General features: G+C 70.0%; 21 protein-coding genes and 1 tRNA gene. 8 read left to right on the plus strand and 14 right to left on the minus strand.

All coding sequences use genetic code 11. The annotated features are described in order from the left end of the window. Positions 1 to 54 precede the first annotated feature (54 nt). Both KYX17_RS25915 and KYX17_RS25920 read right to left on the minus strand, forming a co-directional pair. Positions 55 to 127 (minus strand) — tRNA-Thr (locus KYX17_RS25915). Positions 128 to 194: 67 nt separating this feature from the next. Beyond that, the gene (locus KYX17_RS25920; RefSeq protein ID WP_243231366.1) at positions 195 to 1,133 is read right to left on the minus strand and encodes a thioredoxin domain-containing protein; all 939 of its coding nucleotides are present in this window, start codon (positions 1,131 to 1,133) and stop codon (positions 195 to 197) included. 209 nt (positions 1,134 to 1,342) lie between these two features. Here KYX17_RS25920 and KYX17_RS25925 point away from each other — a divergent pair, with 209 nt between their 5' ends. Beyond that, positions 1,343 to 2,446, plus strand: a complete 1,104-nt coding sequence (locus KYX17_RS25925; protein ID WP_137417668.1) for an ABC transporter ATP-binding protein — start codon at positions 1,343 to 1,345, stop codon at positions 2,444 to 2,446. A 70-nt stretch (positions 2,447 to 2,516) separates the two neighbouring features. Further along, positions 2,517 to 3,836, plus strand: coding sequence for a DUF4032 domain-containing protein (locus KYX17_RS25930; RefSeq protein ID WP_243231370.1), 1,320 nt, complete (start codon positions 2,517 to 2,519; stop codon positions 3,834 to 3,836). A 37-nt stretch (positions 3,837 to 3,873) separates the two neighbouring features. On the opposite strand, the gene KYX17_RS25935 is transcribed toward KYX17_RS25930, so the two are convergent. Genes KYX17_RS25935 through cysS form a run of 3 tightly spaced genes read right to left on the minus strand, consistent with a single transcriptional unit; the run spans position 3,874 to position 6,918 of the window. Further along, positions 3,874 to 4,515 carry an NAD(P)-dependent oxidoreductase gene (locus tag KYX17_RS25935; protein WP_243231372.1) on the minus strand — a complete coding sequence of 214 codons (642 nt, stop codon included), beginning with the start codon at positions 4,513 to 4,515 and terminating at the stop codon, positions 3,874 to 3,876. Between the two features lie 23 nt (positions 4,516 to 4,538). Continuing rightward, positions 4,539 to 5,522, minus strand: a complete 984-nt coding sequence (gene rlmB, locus KYX17_RS25940; protein WP_243231376.1) for a 23S rRNA (guanosine(2251)-2'-O)-methyltransferase RlmB — start codon at positions 5,520 to 5,522, stop codon at positions 4,539 to 4,541. Further along, complete coding sequence (gene cysS, locus KYX17_RS25945; RefSeq protein WP_243231379.1) at positions 5,515 to 6,918, minus strand: cysteine--tRNA ligase; 1,404 nt, start codon at positions 6,916 to 6,918, stop codon at positions 5,515 to 5,517. The genes rlmB and cysS overlap by 8 nt, the downstream gene beginning before the upstream one ends. 63 nt (positions 6,919 to 6,981) lie before the next feature. Between cysS and KYX17_RS25950 the strand changes: the two genes are divergently transcribed. Both KYX17_RS25950 and KYX17_RS25955 read left to right on the plus strand, forming a co-directional pair. Next, positions 6,982 to 7,899: a DMT family transporter gene (locus KYX17_RS25950; protein ID WP_243231382.1), complete on the plus strand. Its 918-nt coding sequence runs from the start codon at positions 6,982 to 6,984 to the stop codon at positions 7,897 to 7,899. Positions 7,900 to 7,901: 2 nt separating this feature from the next. Beyond that, a complete protein-coding gene (locus tag KYX17_RS25955) occupies positions 7,902 to 8,360 on the plus strand; it encodes a GNAT family N-acetyltransferase (protein ID WP_243231386.1) in 459 nt (152 codons plus the stop codon). 4 nt (positions 8,361 to 8,364) lie between these two features. Here KYX17_RS25955 and ispD read toward each other — a convergent pair whose 3' ends face one another. Both ispD and KYX17_RS25965 read right to left on the minus strand, forming a co-directional pair. After that, on the minus strand, positions 8,365 to 9,564 hold the full coding sequence (gene ispD, locus KYX17_RS25960; protein ID WP_243231389.1) for a 2-C-methyl-D-erythritol 4-phosphate cytidylyltransferase: 1,200 nt from the start codon (positions 9,562 to 9,564) through the stop codon (positions 8,365 to 8,367). A 14-nt stretch (positions 9,565 to 9,578) separates the two neighbouring features. After that, complete coding sequence (locus KYX17_RS25965; RefSeq protein ID WP_137417676.1) at positions 9,579 to 10,061, minus strand: CarD family transcriptional regulator; 483 nt, start codon at positions 10,059 to 10,061, stop codon at positions 9,579 to 9,581. A gap of 425 nt (positions 10,062 to 10,486) precedes the next feature. Between KYX17_RS25965 and KYX17_RS25970 the strand changes: the two genes are divergently transcribed. Beyond that, positions 10,487 to 10,957, plus strand: coding sequence for a DNA modification methylase (locus tag KYX17_RS25970; RefSeq protein ID WP_243231391.1), 471 nt, complete (start codon positions 10,487 to 10,489; stop codon positions 10,955 to 10,957). An 86-nt stretch (positions 10,958 to 11,043) separates the two neighbouring features. Here the strand turns inward: KYX17_RS25970 and KYX17_RS25975 are convergent, their stop codons facing one another. Then, a complete protein-coding gene (locus KYX17_RS25975; RefSeq protein ID WP_243231393.1) occupies positions 11,044 to 11,727 on the minus strand; it encodes a response regulator transcription factor in 684 nt (227 codons plus the stop codon). Then, a complete protein-coding gene (locus tag KYX17_RS25980; protein WP_243231395.1) occupies positions 11,712 to 12,956 on the minus strand; it encodes a cell wall metabolism sensor histidine kinase WalK in 1,245 nt (414 codons plus the stop codon). The genes KYX17_RS25975 and KYX17_RS25980 overlap by 16 nt, the downstream gene beginning before the upstream one ends. Before the next feature lie 167 nt (positions 12,957 to 13,123). Here KYX17_RS25980 and phoU point away from each other — a divergent pair, with 167 nt between their 5' ends. Then, entirely contained in the window at positions 13,124 to 13,792 is a 669-nt protein-coding gene (gene phoU, locus KYX17_RS25985; RefSeq protein ID WP_243231397.1) for a phosphate signaling complex protein PhoU, read from the plus strand. A 61-nt stretch (positions 13,793 to 13,853) separates the two neighbouring features. Here phoU and KYX17_RS25990 read toward each other — a convergent pair whose 3' ends face one another. Further along, positions 13,854 to 14,600, minus strand: a complete 747-nt coding sequence (locus KYX17_RS25990) for a phosphoglyceromutase (protein WP_243231399.1) — start codon at positions 14,598 to 14,600, stop codon at positions 13,854 to 13,856. 40 nt (positions 14,601 to 14,640) lie between these two features. Here KYX17_RS25990 and KYX17_RS25995 point away from each other — a divergent pair, with 40 nt between their 5' ends. Further along, positions 14,641 to 15,456, plus strand: coding sequence for a class I SAM-dependent methyltransferase (locus tag KYX17_RS25995; RefSeq protein WP_243231400.1), 816 nt, complete (start codon positions 14,641 to 14,643; stop codon positions 15,454 to 15,456). Positions 15,457 to 15,467: 11 nt separating this feature from the next. Here the strand turns inward: KYX17_RS25995 and KYX17_RS26000 are convergent, their stop codons facing one another. The 4 genes from KYX17_RS26000 to KYX17_RS26015 form a co-directional block, all read right to left on the minus strand. Next, positions 15,468 to 16,586, minus strand: a complete 1,119-nt coding sequence (locus KYX17_RS26000) for an aromatic acid exporter family protein (protein WP_243231403.1) — start codon at positions 16,584 to 16,586, stop codon at positions 15,468 to 15,470. Continuing rightward, complete coding sequence (locus KYX17_RS26005) at positions 16,583 to 17,671, minus strand: folate-binding protein YgfZ (RefSeq protein WP_243231405.1); 1,089 nt, start codon at positions 17,669 to 17,671, stop codon at positions 16,583 to 16,585. The genes KYX17_RS26000 and KYX17_RS26005 overlap by 4 nt, the downstream gene beginning before the upstream one ends. Further along, entirely contained in the window at positions 17,671 to 18,270 is a 600-nt protein-coding gene (locus KYX17_RS26010; RefSeq protein ID WP_243231407.1) for an FABP family protein, read from the minus strand. The genes KYX17_RS26005 and KYX17_RS26010 overlap by 1 nt, the downstream gene beginning before the upstream one ends. A 161-nt stretch (positions 18,271 to 18,431) precedes the next feature. Next, on the minus strand, positions 18,432 to 18,728 hold the full coding sequence (locus KYX17_RS26015; RefSeq protein WP_243231409.1) for a hypothetical protein: 297 nt from the start codon (positions 18,726 to 18,728) through the stop codon (positions 18,432 to 18,434). 117 nt (positions 18,729 to 18,845) lie between these two features. On the opposite strand from KYX17_RS26015, the gene KYX17_RS26020 reads away from it, so the two are divergent. Next, positions 18,846 to 19,541, plus strand: a complete 696-nt coding sequence (locus tag KYX17_RS26020) for a response regulator transcription factor (protein WP_243231411.1) — start codon at positions 18,846 to 18,848, stop codon at positions 19,539 to 19,541. Positions 19,542 to 19,560: the final 19 nt, after the last annotated feature.

Below are 19,560 nucleotides of genomic sequence, written 5' to 3' on the forward strand. Positions count from 1 at the left end.
TTGAACCTGCAACCCCCGTATGACAACGTGCGCGTTGACGCCCGGTCCGTGTTGTGCCGGCTACAGGACTTGAACCTGCAACCCCCGTATTACAAGTACGGTGCGCTACCAATTGCGCCAAGCCGGCGTGACCGCCTGGCGGTCGCACGCCCTCGCGAGCGCACCGACGAGTCTATGCGCTCCCGACGCGCGGATTATGACGACGGGGTCGGCGTCGGCGTCGGGCTGGCCGTGCGGTAGTAGGCGTCGCTCGCCGTGGTGAGCACGAACTGCGCGAACTCCTTCGGGTCGTCGAGCGCACCCTGGTACAGCTCACCGTTGACGAAGATCATCGGCGTGCTGGTGAGGGTCAGCCCATCGGTGCCCGGGATGCCGGCGACGGCTGCATCCGTTGCGCTCTTCGCCCACGCCATGAACTCGCCGTTCTCGATGCACGAGCGCACCTGACGGGGCTCGGTCGCCCCTGCCGCCTGGGCTATGTCGGCGAGCGTGTCGTCGCTGAGTCCGTCGGATGTGGCCTCGGGCTGCTGCAGCAGCAGCTGGTGGTTGAACGCGAACACCGTGTCGGGCGAATAGGTCGCGACGCAGGCAGCCGCACCCGCGGCACGCAACGAATACTTGGTGCCGTTCGATTTGGCCGTGAGCATGGCGACGGGGTGGTACGAGAGCGTCGCCGCCCCCTCCGTCACCCACGAGGAGAGCTGGGGAGCGTTCGCCGTTTCGAACTGCTTCGCGCCCGGGGCGAGGTAGTCCACGTAGACACGGATGTCGACGGACGACCGGTTCGTCGGCACCGGGGTGGGCGTCGCGTCGCCTTGCGGCGCGGAGGACTCGGTCGGAGCCGGCTCGTCCACGGACCCGCCGAGCACCGACACACCCGCGACGGATGCGACCGCGAAGCCACCGTCGACCGCCCCGCTCGGCTGGAGCTGCGGGGAGGAGGTCGACGAGCTCACGGCGAACACCACCGCGGCGACCACGGCACCGACGACCGCCACACCGCTGATCGAGAGCGCGGCCACGCGAAGTCGACCGACCCGCGCATGGCGCTGCCGCACTCGCTGCGCCTTCTCGCGCACCGCCTCGCGGCGGTCGCTCGGCGCCGGGACGTTCGATGAGTCGTCGCTCGACATAGGACCTCTGAAGAAACATAGGGACCGGCGGAGTCCGGTCGAGCCGCACGGGAAACGGCCGATCCGATGCTAGCCAGACAGCCTGAGAAATGCCCAGACGCTCGTGCCATACTGAGAGGTGCGCCCGATGGCGGGCGTTGCGGGTCACCCCCGCGCATCCATCACTACGGATCGTCCGGCACGTACCTGCCGGTGAAGGAGAAGAAACAGTGGCAACTGTCACGTTCGACAACGCAACGCGTCTGTACCCGGGGGGAACCCGCCCGGCCGTCGACAAGCTCAACCTCGAGGTCGGAGACGGCGAGTTCCTCGTCCTGGTCGGCCCCTCGGGTTGCGGTAAGTCCACCTCGCTGCGCATGCTCGCCGGCCTCGAAGAGGTCAACTCGGGCAGCATCCGCATCGGCGACCGCGACGTCACCGACGTCCCGCCGAAGGACCGCGACATCGCGATGGTGTTCCAGAACTACGCCCTCTACCCCCACATGACGGTCGCCGAGAACATGGGCTTCGCGCTCAAGATCGCCGGCGTCGGCAAGGAGGAGCGCGCCCAGCGTGTGCTCGAGGCCGCCAAGCTCCTCGACCTCGAGGAGTACCTGACCCGCAAGCCGAAGGCACTCTCGGGTGGTCAGCGTCAGCGTGTCGCCATGGGTCGCGCCATCGTGCGTCAGCCCCAGGTGTTCCTCATGGACGAGCCGCTGTCGAACCTCGACGCCAAGCTCCGCGTGCAGACGCGTACGCAGATCGCGTCGCTGGTGCGCCGCCTCGGCGTCACCACGGTCTACGTCACGCACGACCAGACCGAGGCCCTCACGATGGGTGACCGCATCGCCGTGCTGAAGGACGGCCTGCTGCAGCAGGTCGGCACCCCGCGCGACCTGTACGAGAAGCCGAAGAACGTCTTCGTCGCCGGCTTCATCGGCTCCCCCGCCATGAACCTCTTCCCCGCCGACCTGGCCGAGGGCGGCGTCCGCTTCGGTGACCTCGTGGTCCCCGTCGAGGCCGACACCATCGGCAAGGCGCACGGCACCGAGGTCACGATCGGTGTGCGTCCCGAGGACATCCAGGTGGCTCCCGCCGACGGCAAGGGCCTGTCGGTTGTCGTCGACCTGATCGAGGAGCTCGGCGCCGACGGCTACCTGTACGGCCACTCCGAGATCAACGGCAAGCGCACCGACATCGTGGCGCGCGTCGACGGTCGTCGTCACCCGAGCGCCGGCGAGACGGTCATCCTCGCTCCGGTCCCCGGCCACGTGCACGTGTTCGACCTCGAGAGCGGCGAGCGCCTGAACGACAAGGCGATCGCGTCGGTCTGATCGGAACGACCCCCGCGGCGCGGCGGATCCATCCGGATCCGCCGCGCCGCGACATATGTGGAGGGACACCATGGCGGACTCGCTGACCATCACGGCCAGTGCGATCGATCCCGCGCTGCTGACACTGCCGTGGAGCACGCCGCTCGCGGACTGGTCCAGCAACGACATCGTGCAACTCCCCAAGGGCCTCTCGCGCCACCTGGTGCGCTTCTCGACCCTCAGCGGCAAGGTCATCGCCGTCAAGGAGACGACCGGCGAGATGGCGCGGCGCGAGTACGACATGCTCGGCAACCTCGCCCGCCTCGACGTCCCGTGCGTCGACCGTTTCGCCGTCATCGACGGGCGGACGGATGCGGCCGGCCATCCCCTGCCCGCGGCTCTGGTGACCGCCCACCTCAAGTTCTCCCTGCCCTACCGCGCCCTCTTCACCCAAGTGCTGCGCCCGAACACGGCCTCGCGCCTCGTGGATGCTCTCGCCGTGCTCCTGGTGCGTCTGCACAACGTGGGCTTCTTCTGGGGCGATGTCTCGCTCTCCAACACCCTCTTCCGACGGGATGCGGGGGCCTTCGCCGCCTACCTCGTCGATGCCGAGACGGGCGAGCTGCACGAGAGCGGTCTCACCCCGGGTCAGCGCGAGCACGACCTGGATGTGGCGCGCACGAACATCGCGGGCGAGATCATGGACCTCGCCGCCGGCGGCCGTCTGGCCGGTGACGTCGACGCGCTCGACATCGCCGACGGCATCGTTTCCTCCTACCGCTCGCTCTGGGCGGCGCTGACCGACAAGGAGAGCTTCTCCGCGGCGGAGTCGTGGCGGATCACGGAGCGCGTGCAGCGCCTGAACGCGCTTGGATTCGACATCGGAGAGATGTCGATCGACACCGCCACCGACGGCGCACTCGTGTCGATCCAGCCGAAGGTCGTCGACGCCGGCCACCACCAGCGGCGCCTCCTGCGCCTCACCGGTCTCGATGTCGAGGAGAATCAGGCTCGGCGTCTGCTCAACGACCTCGACGAGTTCCGCGCGCGGATCTCCCGCGTGGGCTCCGATGAGGAGATGGTCGCCCACGAATGGCTCACCCGGAAGTTCGAGCCGGTGGTGAAGGCGATCCCCTTCGATCTGCGCTCCAAGCTGGAGCCCGCCGAGGTGTATCACCAGGTGCTCGAGCACAGCTGGTACATGTCCCAGGCGCGCGGTCGATCGGTGCCTCTCGCGGAGGTGCTCACCAGCTACATCGACGACGTCCTCCGCCATCGCCGTGACGAGGCGACGGTCGTCGGGCCGCCCACCGAGGCGACATCGATCATCCCCGTCCTGCGCGACGATTATGTGCCGCGCGACGCAGACGACGATGAGGACGAGGCGATCGACTGGCGCGACCTGGTCTGATCACGGACGGCGGCTCGCCGCATCCGCTCGCGTCGGCTCAGTAGCCGACGGTGAAACGCTCCCGCGAGTGACGCGGCGTCTCGATCTCGTCGAGCACGGCGACGGCGAGGTCGGCGCCCGAGATGAACGACTCGCCGTTCTCGTCGACGACCAGCACGTCACCGCCGTCGCGGTAGGAGCCGGTGCGCTCCCCCGGCGCCCAGGCGCCGAACCCGCCTGCGGGGTGGATGTAGAACCAGTCGCGGTCGCCGGCGCGCGTCTGCAGGTCTTCGAGGATGCCGATGGCCTCGAGCGCTTCGGGCTTGTACTCGTCGGCGAAGCCCTCGGTGTCGACGAGGCGCGGACCACCCTCGGCGACCAGACTTCCGCCCGCACCGCCGATGACGCCGATGCGGACGTCCTCGGGCAGCACCGAGAGCAGCTGCTCGATCGCCGGCCGGAGGGCTCCGAGCATGTCACCGCGCGCGGCCACGGCCGAGACGACCACGTCCACGCCGATCAGCTCGTTCACGAGAGTGGGGACATCGAGCAGCGTCGCCTCGACGTAGACCGCACCCTCGACACGATCAGCAGGGACGGTGCGCGCGACCGAGAGCACCGTGTGCCCGCGCCGGACCGCCTCCGCGACGATGTGGCTGCCGGCGTAACCGGTTCCTCCGAGAACGGCGATGCGAGACATGGGTGCTCCTTCGGTCGAGATCGTCACGCCGACCGTAGCGTCGCGACCTGGTACAGCGCGACGGATGCGGCGATTCCCGCGTTCAGTGACTCGGTCGCGGCGGAGATCGGAATCGAGACGATCTGGTCGCACGTCTCGGTGACCAGACGCGAGAGCCCCTTGCCCTCGGAGCCCACGACGATCACGACGGGACGGTCGGCAAGCTGCAGCGCCGGAAGCGCGACGTCGCCGCCGCCGTCGAGTCCGAGCACGAACACGCCCTGCTTCTTGAACTCCTTGAGCGTCGTCGTGAGGTTCGCCGCCATCGCGACGGGCAGGCGTGCTGCCGCTCCCGCGCTGGTCTTCCACGCCGCGGAGTTGACGCCCGCGCTGCGACGCTGCGGGATGATGAGGCCCTGACCGCCGAACGCCGCCGTGGAGCGGATGATGGCGCCCAGGTTGCGCGGGTCGGTCACACCGTCGAGCGCCACGATCAGCGGCAGCTCGTCGCGGTCGATGATCTGCTCGAGCAGGTCCTGCGGGTGTGCGTACTCGTACGGCGGCACTTTCAGCGCCACGCCCTGGTGCACGCCGTCGAAGCCGGCCATGCGGTCCAGCTCCTGACGCGTGACCTCGAGAACCGGGATCTCACGGTGCGTCGCGATCGAGAGCATCTCCTTGACGCGGTCGTCCATCTCGACGCGCTGCGCGATGTAGAAGGCGGTCGCGGGGATGCGGGCGCGCAGCGCCTCGAGCACCGAGTTGCGGCCGGTCACCGTCTCGGTGTCGTCGTTCTGCTTCGAGCGCGGCGTGCGGTTCAGACCCGCGACACGCGGAGCGGTCTTGCCGCCGGCCGCGACGAAGCGCTCCTGCGCGGCCTTGCGCTTACCGGCGGGGTGCCAGGCGCGATCCTCCGCCTTCGGGGTCGGGCCGCGGCCCTCGAGCGAGCGGCGGTTCTTGCCGCCGGTGCCCTTCGTCGGGCCCTTCTTCTTGCCGCGTCCGGCTGACGGGTTTCCCGGCTTAGCCACGTTTCACACTCCAATGGGTCCCCTCGGGACCGTCTTCGAGGACGATGCCGGCAGCCGCGATCGCGTCGCGCACCCTGTCGGCGCTCGCCCAGTCCTTCTCTGCCCGCGCCTGGGCGCGTTGGTCGATCATGACGCGAACGAGCGCGTCGAGGGCTCCGGCTTCGGGGCCGGTCGTGCGCGTGCGCCACCGCTCGTCGAGCGGATTGATGCCGAGGATGTCGGTCATGGCGACGACCTCGGCCGCGCGACGGCGCGCGCTCTCCGAGTCTCCCTCATCCAACGCCGCGTTTCCTGCACGCACAGTCTCGTGCAGCACGCCCAGGCCTTGAGGGACGCCGAGGTCGTCATCCAATGCGGCGGCGAACGCCTCCGGGAGGGCCGCCGTCTCCGGCGCCGCGCCCACTCGGATCACGCGGTCGAGGAAGGTCCGGATGCGTTCCAGCGCCGCCTCCGCCTCGTCGAAGGCTCTACCGGAGACGTCCAGGCTCGATCGGTAGTGCGCGGCGGCGAGCGCGTAGCGCACGACGAGCGGGTCGCGCTCGGCGAGCACGTCGGCCGCGAGGGTGAAGTTGCCGAGCGACTTCGACATCTTCTGACCGTCGACGGTGACGAGGCCGTTGTGCACCCAGTACTGGGCGAACGCATCGCCTGCCGCCGTGGACTGCGCGAGCTCGTTCTCGTGGTGCGGGAAGCGCAGGTCGAGCCCGCCCCCGTGGATGTCGAAGCGCGAGCCGAGGTACCGGCGCGACATCGCCGAGCACTCGATGTGCCATCCCGGGCGTCCCTCGCCCCAGGGCGACGCCCACCGCGCATCGGCCGGCTCGCCGTCCTTCGCCCCCTTCCACAGGGCGAAGTCGTGCGGGTCCCGCTTGCCGCGAGGGTCCGCATCCGCGGCCGCCTCCATCGCGTCGACGTCCTGATGCGTGAGGGCACCGTAGGCGGGCCAGGACCGCACGTCGAAGTAGACGTCGCCGGATCCGTCGGGCGCCGGGTATGCGTGACCGCGCTCGATGAGCAGCGCGATGAGCTCGATCATCTGCGGGATGGATGCGGTGGCTCGCGGCTCGTACGTCGGCGCGAGGATGCCGACGGCGGCATAGGCCTGACTGAACGCGAGTTCCATGCGGTAGGCGAGCGCCCACCAGGGCTCGGTGGGCGTCGCGTTCGCGAGCACCTTGTCGTCGATGTCGGTGACGTTGCGCACGAACGTCACCCGACCGAACCGGTGGGCGAGCCAGCGTCGCAGCAGATCGAAGCTGAGCGCGGCGCGCACGTGGCCGATGTGCGGGCCGGACTGCACCGTCGGGCCGCAGACGTACATCGTGACGTTGCCGTCCTCCAGGGGCGCGAAGTCGCGCAGCGCCTGCGCCTGGGTGTCATAGAGCCGGACCGTCACTCCACCAGCCTACCGGCGGGGCTGTGTCACCATCCCGACACATGACAGCGATAGAAAGGACTCATGCTGCCCGTGTTCGCCGTCCTCGCGGCGGCGGTGCTGTTCGGCACGACCGGTACCTCGCAGGCACTGGGCCCCGACGGTACGACGCCCCTCGAAGTCGGGGCGGTTCGTCTGCTCATCGGCGGCACGGCGCTGGCGGTGATCGGCTTCGCCCTCGGCCGCCGACACCGACGTGCGACGGCATCCGCGTCTCCCCGACTGTCGGCGCGCGCGCTCGCCCTCATGGCGCTGACGGGCATCTGTCTGGCGGCCTACCAGCCGCTGTTCTTCCTCGGCACAGCCCGCAGCGGCGTCGCCGTGGGAACCGTCGTCGCGCTCGGGTCAGCGCCGGTGATGGCGGGGCTCATCGAGTGGGCGATCACCCGGCGCCTCCCCCGGCCCACGTGGCTCGCGGCGACGGCATTGGCCACGATCGGCGTCGCCCTCCTGGCCTTCGCCGGCGGCGACTCCGGTTCGGCGGATCCTCTCGGCGTCCTCGGGTCGCTGGGCGCGGGCGCGGCGTTCGCCGTCTTCGCCAACGCGCAGCGCCGGCTGATGTCGACGGGGTGGGATCCCTTCACGGTCGCCGGCGCCATGGGCGCCGGCTCCGCGGCCAGCGCCCTGTTCATGCTCCCGTTCGCGTCGTTCTCGTGGCTCGGTGAGCCCAGCGGCGTCGCCGTCGCGCTCTGGCTGGGCCTTGCGACGATCGCCGTCGCGTACACCCTGTTCACCTGGGGCTTGCAGCGCCTCACCGCCGCGACCGCGGCGACGCTGACCCTCGCCGAGCCCATCACCGCGACCCTGCTGGGCCTCATCGTGCTCGGGGAGCACCTCGACGCCGCATCCGTCGTCGGCATCGCCGTGCTGAGCGTCGGTCTCGTCGTCCTGGCCTGGGGCTCCCGCCGGCGGGATCCCGAGCCGTTCCCCCTGGAAGGATGAGCATGCTCGACTACCGCATCGACGACCCCACCCGCGGCCCGGCGCACGAGCTCGTCGTCTCCCACCTCGCGGCCATGCACGCCGGCACCCCCGCCGGGTGCGTGCACGCGCTCGACGCCGCGGGGCTGAGCGCACCCGGGGTCACCTTCTGGTCTGCGTGGTCCGACGGCGAGCTCGCGGGTATCGGTGCACTCAAGCGGTGGGGCGTCGACCGCGGCGAGCTCAAATCCATGCGGGTCGCCGACGCGTTCCGCGGAACGGGCGTCGGCCACGGCGTCCTTCGCCACATCCTCGCCGAGGCGGCGACCATGGGCCTGACGAGCGTGTGGCTCGAGACCGGCAGCACACCGGAGTTCGTGCCCGCGGTGCGTCTCTACGAGAGCGAGGGGTTCACCCGTTGCGGGCCGTTCGCCCACTACCGCGAGGATCCGCTGTCGCTCTACTTCACGCGGGCGGTCTGACCGGTCACTGCGCGGGCAGCAGCATCGCGACCGCGACTGCGAAGACGCCTTCGCCGCGCCCCTCGAACCCGAGCCCGTCGGTGGTCGTAGCCGAGACGGATACGGGGGCACCCAAGGCCTCGCTCAGCACGGCCTCCGCCTCGCGCCGGCGCGCTGCGAACCGCGGACGCGTGGTCTGGACCTGTACCGAGACATTGCCGATCACCCAGCCGGCTTCGCCCACCAGAGCGCGGGTGCGCGCGAGAAAAGCGTCGGCGTGCGCGTTCGCATACTCTGGGCGGTCGACGCCGAAGTGGGTGCCGATGTCGCCGAGACCCGCCGCCGCCAGAACCGCGTCGACGACGGCGTGAGCGACCGCATCCCCGTCCGAGTGCCCGGACAGGGCGGGCTCATCCGGCCAGCGCAACCCCGCGAGCCAGAGCTCGCCGTCCCCCGCGAACGCGTGCACGTCGGTGCCCACGCCCACGCGCGGCGCCGGCGCCGGCTGCTGAAGTCGCACCGGATGCTCGGCGGCGGGCATCAGGAGTGCGCGGGCGCGCTCGAGGTCGGCGGGATGCGTGATCTTGAAGCCGAGAGCATCGCCGGCGACCGCTGCGATCCGGTGACCTGCCGCCGCGACGAGCGCCGCATCGTCCGTGAACTCGGCATCGGCGACGGCGTAGGCCGCACTCAGGACGTCGCGCCGGAATCCCTGCGGGGTCTGCGCGGCCCCCAGCTCGGAACGATCGACCACGCCGATGATCTCGTCGCCGTCGACGCGCTTGATGGTGTCGACCACGGGGAGAACGGGGACAGCGCCCCATCCGGTCCGCTCGACCGCCTCCACGATCCGGGTGAAGACCTCGGGCGGGGTCAGGGCGCGGGCCGCGTCGTGCACGAGCACGATCTCGATGTCGCCCCAGAGGGCCGCGAGACCGGCGGCGACCGACTTCTGACGAGTATCCCCACCGGCGACGACGCTCACGCGCTCACGCGCATCGCCCGCCGCGGCGAGCGCCTCCGTCAGGGCCTCGCCGGTACGGTCCACGGGTGCGACGACGACCACCTGAGCGTCGAGTGCACTGCGGAACACACCGTCAAGGGCATGACGCAGCATCGTGTGCTCGTCGATCCCGACGAAAGCCTTGGGGACGTCCTCACCGAGGCGGGTACCTGACCCGCCGGCAACGACCACGACCGCGATCCGCGGCACGGGCTGAGGCACGAAGGCGCCTTTCGTCAGCTGGCGAGAACCTCTTCGAGCAGCACGCTGGCCTTCTCCTCGTCGGTCTTCTCAGCGAGCGCCAGCTCGGAGACGAGGATCTGCTTGGCCTTGGCGAGCATGCGCTTCTCACCCGCGGACAGACCACGGTCCTGATCGCGGCGCCACAGGTCGCGCACGACCTCGCTGACCTTGATCACATCGCCTGAAGCGAGCTTCTCGAGGTTCGCCTTGTAGCGGCGCGACCAGTTGGTCGGCTCCTCGGTGAAGGGAGCACGCAGCACCTCGAAAACGCGCTCGAGACCGTCCTTGCCGATCACGTCGCGCACACCCACGAGGTCGACGTTGTCGGCCGGAACCTCGATGACCAGATCGCCTTGGGTGACGTTGAGCTTCAAGTACTTCTTGGTCTCGCCCTTGATGACGCGTTCCTTGACCTCGATGATGGTCGCGGCACCGTGGTGCGGATAGACGACCGTTTCGCCAACCTCAAAAAGCATGGAGTTATGTCCTTTCGGCAACGACCAGGATACCACAGGGCCCAATGCGCTAGGGTTCGCGCCCTCGCCTCACATCCCCCATTCCCCCCATCCCCGCGCACCCGCATCCCGCGCGCGGACGCACGCGCGCGTCACGCTCGACGCCCAGTGCCCCCTCACCGCCCGCCCGCCCCTCGAATGCCGGGTTGCGTCCGAATGCCCGAGTTGCGTCGCATATGCGCACATGCCACACATTTGCGCACCTGCGCCTGAGGTTTCCTGGCGCGGATGCGGAAAGGTGTAGCCCCATCGAGGCGGAGATGGCGAGCGGCACGAGCGGAGTCCGCGAGCGGAGTCCAGGAACGGGAGCGACCCGCGCGACGAACGGGAGCGAGGGGTGGGACCCCGTAGAATGTGGGAGAAGCCGTCTGCAACCGGGAGGAACCGTGAAAACGCGCCTGATCGCGTCCGTCGTCGTGGCGGCTGCTGTCGCACTGGGAACGAGCGGGTGCGCCATGCTCTCGCCGCAGAGCACGACGATCCCCTACTCCCCCGCCGACGGACTGAACGTGCCGGCCTCGAGCGGGCCGCTCGCCGTGCGCAACGCGCTCGTGGTCGCCAACGACGAGGGCACCGAGGGCAACTTCGTGGCCGCGATCGTGAACGAGAGCGACTCCTCGCAGGTGCTCAACCTCGAGGTCGGCGAGAACGCCGTCAAGCTGACGGTGCGTGTTCCCGCCGGCGACACTTTGAGCCTCGGCACCGAGGACACCGATCCCCTGCTCATCGAGGACCTCGACGCCCGCCCCGGCTCGACCGTGCCGATCTTCTTCCAGTCCGGCGACGGCGAGGGTGCCCGGGTGGAGATCCCGGTCCTCAACGGCGACCTCGACTACCTGACGCCGCTCGTTCCTTGAGCGCAGCGCACGCGAAAGGGCGGGACACCTCCGGGTGCCCCGCCCTTTCGCTTTGACCTCCGGCCGCAGGCCTCAGACCTCAGGTCTCAGGCCTCGAACCGGTAGCCGAGTCCGCGGACGGTCACCAGCATGACCGGATCGCTCGGGTTCTCCTCGATGCGCGAGCGGATGCGCTTGATGTGCACGTCCAGGGTCTTCGTATCACCGAAGTAGTCGGTGCCCCACACGCGGTCGATGAGCTGACCCCGGGTCAGAACCCGACCGGCGTTGCGCATCAGGACCTCGAGGAGCTCGAACTCCTTGAGCGGCATGTTGATCTCTTCACCGCCGACGGTCACGGTGTGACGGTCGATGTCGAGCGTCACCCGTCCGCCCTGCAGAACACGCTCGTCGAGGTCGGCCTCCACCTGAGCGAAGCGGCGCAGGACCGCCCGCATCCGCGCCAGCAGCTCCCTGGCCGAGTAGGGCTTGGTGACGTAGTCGTCGGCGCCGAGCTCCAGCCCCACGACGATGTCCACCTCGCTGTCTTTGGCGGTCAGCATGATGATCGGCACGGACGAGACGGTGCGGATCTGACGGCACACCTCAGTGCCGGGCATGCCCGGCAGCATCAGGTCGAGCAGCACGATGTCGGCGCCGCGTTCACGGAACGCGGAGAGCGCGATGGCGCCGTCTTCGGCGATCTCGACCTCGAACCCCTCCCTGCGAAGCAGGTAGGCGAGCGGGTCGGCGAGGTCGGGCTCGTCCTCGACGATCAGGACGCGGGACATTCGGTGACTCCGTTCGGGTTCGGTGCCGCGGTCGGAGACGCGACGGGGGTCTTCTTGGTCTTCTTGGGTCGACGGCGGCCGCGGGCGACCGGTGCGTCGAGGTCGTCCGGCGGCGATGCGATCGGAAGCTGGATGGTGAAGGTCGAGCCACGCCCGACGCGCGACCAGACACGCACCTCACCGCCGTGGCGCTGGACGGCATGCTTCACGATCGACAGTCCCAGCCCCGTGCCGCCGGTGCGGCGAGAGCGCGCCTGATCAGAGCGGAAGAAGCGCTCGAACACCCGCTGCTGGTCCGCCTCGGAGATACCGATGCCGCGGTCGGTCACCGCGATCTCCACGGAGTTGTGCACCTGCTTGACCCCAATGCCGACGCTGGAGCCGCTGGGCGAGTACGCGATCGCGTTGGCCACCAGGTTGCCGAGCGCCTCAGTGAGGATCTGCGTGTCGCCGCGCACATACAGGCCTCGCGTCCCGCCGCGCACGACCGTCACCCCGGCCGAGCCTGCGGCGAGCGCGTGCGCCTCGCAGGCGGCCGTGACGACGGAGTCCACCGACACGTCGCCGACCTCGGCGAGCTCGTCCGCCGACTGCAGCCGGGAGAGATTCATGACGCGCGAGGTCAGAGAGGCGAGCCGCTGCGCCTCTGCGCTGAGGCGACCGGCGAAGATCCGTACCTGCGCGGGATCGTCCGCGGCCGACTCGATCGCCTCCGCGAGCAGGCTCACCGCGCCCACGGGCGTCTTCAGCTCGTGCGAGGTGTTCGCGACGAAGTCGCGGCGCATCTGCTCGACCCGTTCACGTTCGGTGATATCGCGGATGACGATGAGCACGAGCTTCGGCGAGATGGTCGTCGCGCGGGCCGAGACGAGCCGGGGCTCCGCGGGAGAGGAGGAGCGTCGCAGCGTCAGGCTCGCGGTGCTGATCCCTCCCGAGCGCACCGCGCGCGCGAGCTCGCGGATGCGATCGTCCGGTACGACCTCGTCGACATGGATACCGAAGGCCTCGGCCGAGGCGGATGCGGCGCGCACCGTTCCGGAACCGTCCACCACGATCGCGCTGTCGTCCATGGCGGCGAGGACATCCGGGACGCCCTCGGGAACGGCCGTCGAGTTGCGCGCCTCGACGCGCGCCCTGGCCCGCATCGCACCGATGATCAGGAGGGTGATCGACGCCCCGAGGACGACGCCCATGACCAGGGCCAGCAGCGCGAGCTGCGACGAGTTCATGGCTCCAGCGTAAATGGATGCTGAACCCGCACCCCGACTCAGACGCCTCCGGGGGCGGCAGCGCAGGTAACATTCACTCCCGCGGCACCGTTCGTTAACCTTCGACGGCGAGAATCGCCCGGGCCCGTCCCGTGCCGCCCACGATCACCCAGGAAGGTGCCTGTTTCATGCGCGAGGTTTTCCAGCAGTCCCTCGACGAGGTCCGTGTCCGGCTCGTCGAGATCTCCGAGCTCGTCACTGAGGCCATCGAGAAGGCGACGAGGGCCTTCGGCACGAGCGATGTCGCGCTCGCCGAAGAGGTCATCGACAACGACTCCGTGATCGATGACAAGGCGATCGAGCTCGACGAGCTGGCGATCGACATCCTCGCCCGGCAGCAGCCCGTCGCGAGCGACCTGCGCACGGTCGTCTCGGCACTGCGTATCAGCGCATCGCTCGAGCGGATGGGCGACATCGCCGAGCACATCGCGCAGTTGACCCGTATGCGCTTCCCCGACCGCGCCATCCCGAAGGGCCTCAAGGGCACTTTCACGAAGATGGGCGAGATCGACGTCGACCTGGCCCGCAAGCTCACCGAGTTGCTGCGCACGCGCGACCTGGACCTCGCCGAGCAGCTGCGCAACGAGGACGACAAGCTCGACGAGCTGCACGTCAGCGTCTTCGAGAAGGTCCTCAGCGAGTCCTGGCAGGGCGAGGCGGCGGCGACGGTCGACGCCACCCTGGCGAGCCGTTACCACGAGCGCTTCGGCGACCACGCGGTGTCGGTGGCGAAGAAGATCGTCTACCTCGCGACCGGCGACTGGGCGCCGCAGTCCGAGGTCGAGCCCCAGATCTGACCTCGCAGACATACGGGAAGGGCCCGGATGCATCACGCATCCGGGCCCTTCCCGTGTCGGCTTACTTGCCCTGGTTGGCGACGGCGGCAGCGCCCGCCGCGGCTGCCTCGGGGTCGAGGTACTCGCCCTTGCCCAGCGCCTGCAGGTTCTCGTCGAGGCGGTACACCAGCGGGATGCCGGTGGGGATGTTCAGCTCGGCGATGTCGTCGTCGCTGATGCCCTCGAGGTGCTTCACGAGGCCGCGCAGCGAGTTGCCGTGGGCGGCGACGAGCACGGTCTTGCCGGCGGTGAGGTCGGGGACGATGGCTTCGCTCCAGTACGGCAGGAGCCGGTCGATCACGAGCTTGAGCGACTCGGTGCGCGGCACCTCGCCGTCGATCCCCGCGTAACGAGGGTCGTTCACCTGGCTGAATTCGGATGCGTCATCGAGCGGCGGCGGCGGAACGTCGAAGGAACGACGCCACAGCATGAACTGCTCCTGACCGAACTCGGCGAGGGTCTCGGCCTTGTCCTTGCCCTGCAGCGCGCCGTAGTGGCGCTCGTTGAGACGCCAGGTGCGCTTGACGGGGATCCACAGACGGTCAGCGGCGTCGAGCGCGAGGTTCGCGGTCTGGATCGCGCGACTCAGCAGCGACGTGTGGACGACGTCGGGCAGCAGGCCCGCCTCGGCGAGCAGCTCGCCGCCGCGGGCGGCCTCGGCCTTGCCCTGGTCGGTCAGGCGCACGTCGACCCATCCGGTGAAGAGGTTGAGCTCGTTCCACTGGCTTTGGCCGTGGCGCAGCAGGATCAGGGTATGAGGGGTGGTCATGAGCCCATGATATCGACCGCGACGCTGGCATCATGGGGCCATGAGTCCTACGCCTTCGGGTCGCATCACCCGAGGCACGACGGGCACGAACCGCCTCCGCCGCGTGGACAGGTGGATCGCGCGCCACCGCGCGCTTCGGACGGCGGAGTCGGAGCCACTCGTGGTGGATCTCGGCTTCGGGGCGAGCGGCGTCACCGCCCTGGAGCTGGAGGCAAGGCTGCACCGCATCCGCCCGGATGTGCGTGTGTGGGGACTGGAGATCGATCCCGCCCGCGTGGCGCGTGCTCGCGCGCAGCTCGAGAGCGTGCGCGAGGGGACGACGATCTTCCGCCCCGACGCGCGGGTCGCGTTCGCCCGCGGCGGCTTCGAGATCCCCGTGCCGGAGCGGCCACGCATCATCCGGGCGTTCAATGTGCTGCGTCAGTACGACGAGGGCGAGGTTCCGGCGGCCTGGGAGCGCATGGCGTCGCGTCTGGATGCGGGTGGCTTCCTCGTCGAGGGCACGTGCGACGAGCTCGGGCGCATCAGCACGTGGGTCGAGATCGGCCCCGACGCCCTGCCGCGCACGCTGACGATCTCGCTGCGGCTGACCGGTCTGGAGCTTCCCTCGATCGCGGCCGAGCGTCTGCCGAAGGCGCTGATCCACCGCAATGTGCCGGGAGAGCGTGTGCACGAGCTGCTGCGGGCGTTGGATGCCGAGTGGACGCGCGCGGCGCCCCTGGCCACCTTTTCCCCGGCGCAGCGGTGGCAGGCGGCACTGGCGGCGCTCGAAGCGGACGGCTGGCCTCTCCGGCAGCGTTCGCGGTGGCGCCTGGGCGAGCTCACGGTGCCGTGGGAGCAGGTGGCGCCTCGCTGAGAGGCGCCGTCTCAGATGCGGGGCATGGCGGCCCGCGCCTCGTCTTCGCTGAGGCCGGTCGCGACCAGCAGGTCGACCGCGAACGGGCGCAGGGCGGAGATGACGCTGTGCTCGCCGGCGGAGGCGCCCGGTGCGAGCTGCGCCGGATCCAGGTGGCGGGCGACGGCCCGCGCTGCTTCGCGTGCGGGAATCTGCTGTGCGATGTCGTCGAGCGACTCCCCCACGAGGGCGAGGGCCCGTGCCAGAGACCGCAGCAGGTCGGCGGGGATGGGGCGCGGAGCGCCGTCGTCGATGAGATAGCCGGATCGGCGCGCCACGACGCGGAGATTGCGTACCGCGAGATCCGTGGCCGCCATGACGCGGCGGTATCGATCGAGCTCTGCGCGACGCCTGCGCAGGAACGGGGAGATGCGCGCGACCGCGACGGCGGAGTCGAGCGATTCCTGCCAGGCCCGTACGAGCGGATCGAGCGCGCGGGCCTTCTCCAGTGCACGCTCCGCACGCGAACGGTCCCCGTCCTCCAGCGCGCGGATGAGGGTCACGATCGCGTCGTCGATCGCGGCGAAGAGCGCACGCGCCTCGCGCAGCACCTCCGCGCGAGGATTGCGGGGAACGAGGGCCGTCACCAGCAGTGCCGCAACGCCGCCGACCGCACCGTCCGCTAACCGGCTCCACGACGCCTCGGTCGGTGCCATCGGGAACAGCAGGACGATGAGGCCCTGGATCGCCGCGGCGATGGCGAAGCCGGGCTGCGGTGACAGCGCCCTGGCGACGAACACGACCACAGCGAGGGTGATGCCGAGCTGCCACCAGCCGGGGCCCACCAGGCGCAGCAGGACCTCGGAGATGACGATGCCGAGCAGCATCCCGGCCACCGTCTCGGCGACGCGCCGTGGCCGCGCGTCGCGCACCAGCCCGAGGCTCGACACCGCCACGGTGCCGGCGAGCACGGGAGCGGAGTGTCCGAGCACGAACAGCGAGAAGACGTACGCGCCCATCGCTGCCGCCGTCAGCTGGGCGATGGCGGGCAGATCAGTGACCGCCCGCGACAGACCGGGTCTCGGATCGAAGCGCTCTCGCAGCCGCGTCGACACGCTCGTGGTGTCGGCGCCGCCCGGCGGCACCGTCACCGCCGGCGCGAGAGTCGAGGCAAGCGCGGCACGCCGGCGCTGGCGCCCGCATCCGGCGGCACGACCGTGGTGACGGATGCGGCGACGTCGCCGTCTGCCGTGCGCACGACGACATCGGCGTCGGTGTCGGCCGTGCGTTTGATGACGGCCAGCGCGATCGGGCCGTCCTCGAAGTGGCGGGCGGCCGAGGTGATGCGGCCGATCTCCATGTCGCCGACGGCGACCACGTCGCCGCGCGCGGGCAGGGATTCGGCGCTGCCGTCCAGGTGCAGGCTGACCAGACGACGCGGCGGGTGACCGAGGTTGTGCACCTTCGCCACCGTCTCCTGCCCTCGGTAGCACCCCTTGTCGAGGTGCACGGCGGTGCGGAGCCAGTCGAGCTCATGCGGGATCGTGCGCTCGTCGACCTCGTCCGCGAAACGGGGACGCCACGCGGCGACGCGCAACGCCTCGACCGCGAGCTCGCCGGCGAAACCGATCTCGCCGGATGCGGCCAGCTGCGCCAGCCGCGCGGCCTCGGAGGTATCCACGAGTGCCTCGTTCCAGCTGCGCTGGCTGCCCGGGTGCTCTTCGACGGGACCGTACGCGGCGCCGCCGACGGCGACCCCCGGCCACGGGTCGCGCCAGACGAGCGGCGTCTCGCCGACGGTCAGAGGACGGATGAGGGCGAGCCCCGCATCCGTCGCGCCCACGACGGCGACCTCGGTCGAGGCGTCGCGGACCTCGACCCGAAGCCGGAAGCGCATGCGGCCGAGCCACGCCGCGAGGGCGGGGGCATCACCCGCATCCGCGATGAGCCAGGTCGTCTCACCGTCGTCCAGCACGGCCGCCGCATGCTCGACGCGGCCCTGCGGGTCGAGCACCAGGAGTTCTGTCGATACCCCGGGCTCCAGCTGCGCGAGCGCCTGGGTCGTGATCGAATCGAGCCAGCTCAGCCGGTCGACACCCGTGACGGCGACGACGCCGCGGCCCCCGCGCGGCGCGACGGCCGTGCCGCGCTCCAGCGCACGCTGTTCACGCATCGGATCTCCGACGTGCAGCAGCACATCGCCGTCGGTGATCGCGCCGGCGGGCGAAGCGATCATCAGTCCACCTTCGCCAGGCGGGCGGATGCGTGCGAGCCGAGCTCGGATCCGAGGGCGGCGATATCCCACGCCCAGAGCAGATGCCCGTCGACCAGGCCGTACAGCCGGGTGGCCGCCGTGTAGGCCTTGGTTCCGGGCGCGGCGATCACCGCGTCGGTCGCGATGTCGATGCGCGGGCCGCGGATCTGACCGAGGTAGAGCTCGCTCACCCCGTCGGCGTGCACGATGTTCGCGGCGATCTCGAAGCCGCCCTCGGCGGTGCGCAGCGCCTCGACGTCATCGGCCGTGCGTGCCGGCTCGTCCGAGACGGCCGGGAGCAGTCCCGGCCCCGGATCTCCGGGACCCTGCGGTCGCACGACACGCCAGAAGCCGACCTCCGAGACCAGCAGACGGCGCGTTTCGCCGTCGCCGAACCACGCGGTGGCGGAATAGTTGACGGCATCTCCGCCGTCGTGGCTGAAGCTCACGCGGTGCGTGAACTCACCCGAAAAGTGGTGACCGTCTGCCTCGTAGTCGATCACTCCGGTCCCCTCCCAGACTCCCAGGAGCCACGAGAGGGGTGCGAGGTCGGCGGGCAGATCGGTGGGGAGCTCGATCATCGCCCGCTCCGTCAGCGCTGGCCGCGGTAGAGGCTCCAGACCACGGCGCCCGAGACGAACGCGATGGCGAGGGAGGCGAGCACGAGCAGGCCCACGAAGAACATTTCGAGCGCGACCAGGTCCATGTGCCCCATGGTAGCCCGTCCGCGAAGGCGATGGGCTCAGCGCGTGCTGGCGATGAGCGAGGAGAGCGCGACCGCCACGCTGATCACTCCCAGCACGAGGAGGGCACCGAGGCTGCTCAGCGCCACGCGCTGGATGAAGCGCTGCACGCGGCCGTACGCCAGCTGGATGGCGAAGGCGAGGATGACGGATGCGGCAAGCGCAAGCGTCATCAGTGTCGCGTGCCACGGCGACGGGACGAACAAGGCGACGGCGAGCCCCGCGACGGCCGCGAACACCCAGACAGCCAGGATGCCGCCGAAGGGCCGACGTGGCGCCAGTTCCGGTGTCGTCATACGATCATTGTCACGCATGGGAGCGCGCGCTGCACGTCGTGCGTCCCGGTGAGATCTGCGTGCCTCGCGGCTGCGCATAAGATGATGCACGACGCGGACCCCGCCCGGAGGGTGACTTTGGCACAGCTTCTCGTTCTGAGTTCCGCCGGTAGCGCGCCCGCGCTCCCGGCGCTGGAGCTGTTGAGCCATCGCGTCCGCCAGATCCCCGCCGAACCCGCGCAGCTGGTGAACGCCCCCAACGCGGACGTCGTCTTCGTCGATGCACGCCACGATCTGGTCGGCGCCAAGTCGCTGTGCAAGATCCTGACGACGACGGGACTCGATGCACCACTCGTGCTCATCGTCACCGAGGGCGGCCTAACCGCGGTGTCCACCGACTGGGGCGTCGACGACGTGATCCTGGTGGGAGCCGGCCCCGCCGAGGTCGACGCACGCATCCGACTCGCCGTCGGGCGTCTGTCGAAGGAGCAGGTCTCGACCCGCATCCAGACCTCCGGCATCACGATCGACGAGTCCTCGTACTCCGCCAAGGTGCACGGCAAGCCGCTGGATCTGACCTACAAGGAGTTCCAGCTGCTGCACTTCTTCGCGACGCATCCGTCGCGGGTGTTCACCCGCGAACAGCTGCTCAGCGAGGTCTGGGGCTACGACTACTTCGGCGGCACACGCACGGTCGATGTGCACGTGCGGCGCCTGCGCGCCAAGCTCGGCGATCTCGAGCAGCTCATCGGCACGGTGCGCAACGTCGGTTACCGCTTTAACGTGTACGAAGAGGATCAGATCCCGGCTGCCGGGGAGCGCACCGGATCCTGACCCCTGCGGAGTTCACACT

Source organism: Microbacterium sp. CIAB417 (assembly GCF_022788845.1).

Coding starts and splice junctions, on each gene's coding strand:
- KYX17_RS25920 (WP_243231366.1), bottom strand. CDS start 1,133: ATGTCGAGCGACGACTCATCGAACGTCCCGGCGCCGAGCGACCGCCGC.
- KYX17_RS25930 (WP_243231370.1), top strand. CDS start 2,517: ATGGCGGACTCGCTGACCATCACGGCCAGTGCGATCGATCCCGCGCTG.
- KYX17_RS25935 (WP_243231372.1), bottom strand. CDS start 4,515: ATGTCTCGCATCGCCGTTCTCGGAGGAACCGGTTACGCCGGCAGCCAC.
- KYX17_RS25950 (WP_243231382.1), top strand. CDS start 6,982: ATGCTGCCCGTGTTCGCCGTCCTCGCGGCGGCGGTGCTGTTCGGCACG.
- KYX17_RS25955 (WP_243231386.1), top strand. CDS start 7,902: ATGCTCGACTACCGCATCGACGACCCCACCCGCGGCCCGGCGCACGAG.
- KYX17_RS25965 (WP_137417676.1), bottom strand. CDS start 10,061: ATGCTTTTTGAGGTTGGCGAAACGGTCGTCTATCCGCACCACGGTGCC.
- KYX17_RS25975 (WP_243231393.1), bottom strand. CDS start 11,727: ATGTCCCGCGTCCTGATCGTCGAGGACGAGCCCGACCTCGCCGACCCG.
- KYX17_RS25980 (WP_243231395.1), bottom strand. CDS start 12,956: ATGAACTCGTCGCAGCTCGCGCTGCTGGCCCTGGTCATGGGCGTCGTC.
- phoU (WP_243231397.1), top strand. CDS start 13,124: ATGCGCGAGGTTTTCCAGCAGTCCCTCGACGAGGTCCGTGTCCGGCTC.
- KYX17_RS25990 (WP_243231399.1), bottom strand. CDS start 14,600: ATGACCACCCCTCATACCCTGATCCTGCTGCGCCACGGCCAAAGCCAG.
- KYX17_RS25995 (WP_243231400.1), top strand. CDS start 14,641: ATGAGTCCTACGCCTTCGGGTCGCATCACCCGAGGCACGACGGGCACG.
- KYX17_RS26005 (WP_243231405.1), bottom strand. CDS start 17,671: ATGATCGCTTCGCCCGCCGGCGCGATCACCGACGGCGATGTGCTGCTG.
- KYX17_RS26010 (WP_243231407.1), bottom strand. CDS start 18,270: ATGATCGAGCTCCCCACCGATCTGCCCGCCGACCTCGCACCCCTCTCG.
- KYX17_RS26015 (WP_243231409.1), bottom strand. CDS start 18,728: ATGACGACACCGGAACTGGCGCCACGTCGGCCCTTCGGCGGCATCCTG.